Source organism: Delftia sp. K82 (genome assembly GCF_002193035.1).
Lineage (GTDB): Bacteria > Pseudomonadota > Gammaproteobacteria > Burkholderiales > Burkholderiaceae_C > Comamonas > Comamonas acidovorans.
The window spans coordinates 1-2,144 of sequence record NZ_MYFL01000018.1 but is presented as its reverse complement, the minus strand read 5'-3'; the positions used below and the strand labels follow the sequence as shown (position 1 = coordinate 2,144).

General features: G+C 53.7%; 3 protein-coding genes. All 3 read left to right on the top strand.

The features are described from left to right. A partial coding sequence (locus KDK82_RS33040) for an RHS repeat domain-containing protein (protein ID WP_306417415.1) occupies positions 1–1,020 on the top strand: 1,020 nt, incomplete at its 5' end. Continuing rightward, positions 1,017–1,511, top strand: coding sequence for an ankyrin repeat domain-containing protein (locus KDK82_RS31550; RefSeq protein ID WP_088164782.1), 495 nt, complete (start codon positions 1,017–1,019; stop codon positions 1,509–1,511). The genes KDK82_RS33040 and KDK82_RS31550, both read left to right, overlap by 4 nt. 113 nt (positions 1,512–1,624) lie before the next feature. Then, positions 1,625–2,144: RHS repeat-associated core domain-containing protein (locus KDK82_RS32580; protein WP_256974600.1), on the top strand; the 520-nt coding region annotated here is incomplete at its 3' end.

Here is a 2,144-nt window from a genome sequence, read left to right as displayed (position 1 = left end):
GATCTACACTCTTTCCCTACACGACGCTCTTCCGATCTTGGGCCAGTACGCCAACCAGCGCAGCGCCAATGCCCCATGCCCATTGCGGCAGAAATCAACGGCCGGCTGTACGCCATCCACACGGACCATCTGAACGCCCCCAGGCGGCTGACCAACCAGCAGGGACAGGTGGCCTGGCAATGGCTGATCTCGGGGTTTGGGGAAGTGCGTCCCACCACGGGCGACCGTGGCTACGGCCAGACGGTCAGCGGCCCCAGCTATGCGCAGGCGGTGAAGTTCGATCTGCGGCATCCGGGGCAGGTGTTTGATGAAGAGACGGGGCTGTCGTACAACCTGCATAGGTACTACGATGCGGCGACGGGAAGATACATCCAGGCGGACCCGATGGGGCTGGAGGGTGGGTGGAATCGGTTTGGGTATGTGGGGGGTGATCCGCTCAATGCGATTGATCCGGATGGATTGAATGTTGTTGTTGCGTTGAACAGGATCGCAGAGGTGGGACGGGGGCTTTACTACCGGTACGGTCCGGCGATCACGGAGTTCATTGCCGGGGCGTCGGGGGTCAACGGGGCGGTGGCATCGCCTGCGGCGATCAGTCCGCTGGTGGCGCAGATCCCGACGGGTGTTTCTAGGATGCTACCGATTGCGCGGGGGATCTCTGAGGGGGTGGAGTCGGGAGCTTTTGCTTGCGTATCAAATTCACCACAGCTATATAGAGGTGGTAATGGCCTAACAGCCAGATTAGGTGTTGATGTAAAGGCTGCATCTGATGGGTTAATTCATCCATTCGGAAAAAATGGGAAAGCTCAAGGGTTATCTTTGAATATTAATCCGCATGATCAATTTATTCAGCGATACGGAGGTGCTTTCCCTGTGAATTCTATTCCTGGAGGGCTGCAGACGCTGCAATCAGGTAAACCTGGTCATTATGTGATATCTCCTGTAGATCCTATGAGGTTTGATGATTATCAAAGGTTGCTTAATAAAGTTGAACTTGGTATTTTTAATTCTCTGCCATGAATGATAAAACTGCTGTAGATAGTTTGATAGATAGCTTATCTATTGATGTAAATAATTTGGAATTGATGATTAATTCTAAAAAATTTGATCTTGATAAAGTAGGCCTGAAAGGGCGAACTGCACTCATGACTGCCGCTTCTGAAGGCAATATTGCTGCTATGAAGATACTTTTGGAAAATGGCGCCTCTGTCAACGCGATAGGCGGTTATGGAATGTCTGCATTGCATGAGGCGGCATCAAATGGAGAGTTGCGGGCGGTTGATTATCTTGTAGACCAAGGAGCCGAGATTGATGCCGTTAATGATCAAGGAGTAACGCCTCTTATGTGTGCCGCAGCATGGGGCCATCTTGGAGTGGTTGTTAATCTACTGAGTTATGGAGCTGATGTCGATAAAGTTGATATTACTGGGGGGAGTGCTGTTGATGCCGCAAAAGAAAAGGGTGAGGACGAGGTGTGGGAGTATTTAGAGCAATATTTAAAATCAAGATAATATTTGACAACTGATTTGCATTTCACGAATTTTTAGGAGATCAACGGCCGGCTGTACGCCATCCACACGGACCATCTGAACACCCCAGGCGCCTGACCAACCAGCAGGGGCAGGTGGCCTGGCAATGGCTGATCTCGGGGTTTGGGGAAGTGCGTCCCACCACGGGCGACCGTGGCTACGGCCAGACGGTCAGCGGGCCCAGCTATGCGCAGGCGGTGAAGTTCGACCTGCGATATCCGGGGCAAGTGTTTGATGAAGAGACGGGGCTGTCGTACAACCTGCACAGGTACTACGATGCGGCGACGGGGCGGTATATGCAGGCGGACCCGATCGGGTTGGAAGATGGGTGGAATCGGTTTGGGTATGTGGGGGGTGATCCGCTCAATGCTATTGATCCGGATGGATTGAATGCCGTTGTTGCGTTGAACAGGATCGCAGAGGTGGGACGGGGGCTTTACTACCGGTACGGTCCGGCAATCACGGAGTTCATTGCCGGGGCGTCGGGGGTCAACGGGACGTTGGCATCGCCTGCGGTGATCAACCCGCTGGTGGCGCAGATTCCGACTGGTGTGTCGAGGATGCTGCCGATTGCGCGGGGGATCTCTGAGGGGATGGAGTCGGGGGCGTTTTGTG